Origin of the sequence: Cytobacillus sp. Hm23, assembly GCF_051842895.1 — a bacterium.
In the GTDB taxonomy this organism is placed as follows: domain Bacteria; phylum Bacillota; class Bacilli; order Bacillales; family SM2101; genus Nanhaiella.
On record NZ_JBPXRQ010000084.1, the window covers coordinates 1 to 3,535 of the forward strand.

Sequence of the window (3,535 nt, forward strand, 5' to 3'; positions counted from 1 at the left end):
ACTCACTGCCAACAAATAGGATAATAGAGGCACTACCACTCTAAATAGAAAAAGGCGAATTTGAGCTCGCTCAAATTCACCTTTTTCACTTTTTGAGGCTAGTTATGTCCCAGCCTCAAACTTATTTATTCTATTCATTGATTTTTTAACTAATATATTATAGTGACATTTTTAAAATGCTTAATACATCCTCTTTGTTTAGCTTTTTAAAATTACCAAAATCACCATAAACAACAGTTTTTTCAGCCATTACTTCAAGATTCGAGTCATCAATGTCATAATCCGCAAGTCGTGAAGGTGCGCCAATACTTGACCAGAATGCACTTAGTTTATCAATGCCTTCCAATGCAATTTCACGATCATTCTTACCTTCTGGATTTACTTCAAATACTCTAATCGCTAATTGTTTAAATCTACCTACATTTTCATCAAGGACATGCCTCATCCAGTTTGGAAATAAAATTGCTAAACCACCTGCATGTGGAATATCGTATACAGCTGATACAGCGTGCTCAATATTATGAGTTGCCCAATCTCCACGATAACCCATGCTTAACATACCATTTAAGGCAATCGTACCATTGTATAATATCGTTTCTCTATGCTCGTAGCTCTCTAAGTCGTCAAGCAGTTTCGGAGCTGTTTCGATGACAGTTTTTAGTACTGCTTCACACATTTGATCTTGCAAAGGTGTATTTGAAACGTTATGAAAATATTGCTCAAATACATGACTCATCATATCTACCATACCATAAATTGTTTGATCTCTTGGCACTGAAAATGTATTGGTCGGATCAAGAATGGAGAATTTAGGGAATACTAAAGGACTTCCCCAGCCATACTTTTCTTGAGTTTCCCAATTTGTTATTACAGAACCTGCGTTCATTTCTGATCCAGTTGCTGCAAGTGTTAACACAGTCCCTAATGGTAAAGCAGCTTCAGGTACTGCTTTTCTGCTCATAAAATCCCATACATCTCCATCATATTTCGCACCTGCTGCAATAGCCTTTGAACAATCAATTACACTGCCACCACCTACAGCTAATATGAATTCAATACCTTCATTCTTACAAATCTCCACACCTTTTCTTACTGTTGATACACGTGGATTCGGTTCAACCCCTGCTAATTCAACAAACTCAGCACCAATCTCTGAGAAAATTGCTGTAACTTTTTCATAAATACCGTTGCGCTTAATACTTCCCCCACCATAAACAAGAAGTACTTTTTTTCCATATTGAGGTATTTCTGTTTTCAATTGTTCTAATTGATCTTTACCAAAAATTAGTTTTGTTGGATTAAAAAACGTGAAATTATTCATAACATCCTTCCTTTCACTAACATTATGATTTAAGGAATACAAAATCGCAAGCTCCCTGCTCAGTCCATGACAAGGCTAATCATCCGACCGTTTCGAGAAAGTATAGTGAAAGATTTTCACTCTAAAATAGTGAAATGATCCCTACAATTATACTTATCTTTTAAGAATGCCTTATTCATAAACTTTGCTGCCATTGTTATTAATTTAAGACCCTTCTCGTATACTTTGCTGCTTATATTATTAAATTAGAACAGCAAAGTAAGGCATACGGTATCATCGTATAGAGAAAAAAGGAAAGATGCCAACGACATCTATATTTACAACGCATTTGCAAACAGTCAAATAAAAAAATTTAAAGATCATGAATATTTTTCCTTATATACGCCAAAATATATATTAATTAAGATAAAAAGGAGGCAATATATTATGGGTACTATGCAACGAATCGCACTTGTTTTTACTATTATTGGGGCTATTAATTGGGGGCTAATTGGATTTTTTCAATTCGACTTAGTTGGAGCAATCTTTAATGGGCAAGCTTCCGCTCTTTCAAGAATTATTTTTGGTATCGTTGGAATTGCAGGCCTCATTAATTTAGGGATATTATTCAAGCCTTCTGAGGAATTTGGAACAAGTACCGAACCTAGAACGACTAGATGATACAGCTTATAACATGAAACTTATGTTAAATCAAAAAAATCGCCTTGAAAGGTAGGCGATTTTTTGATATGACCTTAGCTGTTTTTATGACTAAAGATCCCCACATTAATAACGAGGGGATCTTTCAATCGAATGGATAGAGCTCCCACAAGATTCACAAATACTCAAGTTTACTTATGCGGAGTTTATTTTTTTATTAAATCTTCGCGCTTAGACTGTTCAATCCATTCCTCAAGTTTCTCTTTTAAAGTATTAAAGCCTTGTTGTTCATCCATTTCCGTTACTGGCATTTGTATTTGACGTTTTTTAGGCTTTTTAGGTTTTTCAGTTTCAACAGGTGCCTCTTGCGTCGCACGGATAGATAACCCTATTTTACCTGCTGCCTCATCAATGGATAGAACTTTAACATTAACTTCGTCTCCAACCTTCACATGGTCATTAATATCTTTTACATACCCGTGAGTAATTTCAGAGATATGAACTAACCCTTGTGTATTTTCGTCTAAGGCAACAAACGCACCATAAGGTTGAACACCTGTAACTTTACCTACAACAACACTTCCAATTGCAAATTTTTCAGACATGAAAACACTCCTAAACCGATATTCTTATTTCGTTTATACGCAATTAAACATTATATCATAAACAATAAGTTACCTCAAAGCAAATTTTCTATCTATTTTTTTATAATTTGCAAATTGGACTAAAAATATGAGCATAACAAAGAAAACCATTTTAGTCGTATTCTTCATCTATAACTAATATGTTTTGGATTTACCTAATTGAAGCCTTTACACTCGTTAAAAATCACACCTACATTTAATCACTAAATATTCATATTTATAGTGATTTTTTTACTTTCAATCATGGTAAAATATTTATAAGAAATGAATGTGCTAGGAGGGAGCTAAATTGGGTACACTCGGATCAAACATCAAAATGTACAGAATGCAAAAGAAGCTAAGCCAACGGGAATTGGCAATGAAGATTCGTGTCGGTACTGGTACGATTGAGAAATATGAATCTGGTGCACAACTCCCTGACACCCAAACAATACTAAAAATATCAACTGTACTAGATATCCCAGCACCAGAACTGTTAGAACAAATTTATCAAATAAATTCTGGGTTTGACGAAGAAATTGAGCACCTTATAAAAGAAGTTGGCACTGAAAAATCAAAGCTCATATTACGTAAAGCAAAAGAATTTAGCGAGGAAGATTTCTTAAAAGTGATGCAAATGCTTTATGATATAAAATATGAACAGAAATAACAAAATGACTATAGATTATAACAGTACTTGAACACATACTACGGGCTATTAACTTGAGCAAAATATATTCAGAGGCTGGGACAAAACCCAACTCTGATATGAAAAAGCCGGTGAAATTTTACGACGAGTAAAATTTCACCGGCTTTGTTTATTTTTGAATTACAATAAGGACCACTTCTGATAAAATAAAGTTACCACACCAAATTTCATCCGAAAGAAGGGTCCTTATGTTTAAAAATTATATCATGAATCAACTAGTATTGCCTTTAGATTTAGAAGTAA

General features: G+C 34.1%; 4 protein-coding genes. 2 read left to right on the top strand and 2 right to left on the bottom strand.

Annotated features, from left to right (window positions below):
- Positions 1-157: 157 nt before the first annotated feature.
- Positions 158-1,321, bottom strand: a complete 1,164-nt coding sequence (locus tag ACSVDA_RS24575) for an iron-containing alcohol dehydrogenase (protein ID WP_485887030.1) — start codon at positions 1,319-1,321, stop codon at positions 158-160.
- Positions 1,322-1,747: 426 nt separating this feature from the next.
- Between ACSVDA_RS24575 and ACSVDA_RS24580 the strand changes: the two genes are divergently transcribed.
- The gene (locus tag ACSVDA_RS24580; RefSeq protein ID WP_320209505.1) at positions 1,748-1,981 is read left to right on the top strand and encodes a DUF378 domain-containing protein; all 234 of its coding nucleotides are present in this window, start codon (positions 1,748-1,750) and stop codon (positions 1,979-1,981) included.
- Between the two features lie 185 nt (positions 1,982-2,166).
- On the opposite strand, the gene yugI is transcribed toward ACSVDA_RS24580, so the two are convergent.
- Positions 2,167-2,565 carry a S1 domain-containing post-transcriptional regulator GSP13 gene (yugI, locus tag ACSVDA_RS24585; protein WP_320209506.1) on the bottom strand — a complete coding sequence of 133 codons (399 nt, stop codon included), beginning with the start codon at positions 2,563-2,565 and terminating at the stop codon, positions 2,167-2,169.
- 328 nt (positions 2,566-2,893) lie between these two features.
- Between yugI and ACSVDA_RS24590 the strand changes: the two genes are divergently transcribed.
- Positions 2,894-3,253, top strand: a complete 360-nt coding sequence (locus tag ACSVDA_RS24590) for a helix-turn-helix domain-containing protein (RefSeq protein WP_214481017.1) — start codon at positions 2,894-2,896, stop codon at positions 3,251-3,253.
- The last annotated feature ends 282 nt before the right edge of the window (positions 3,254-3,535 follow it).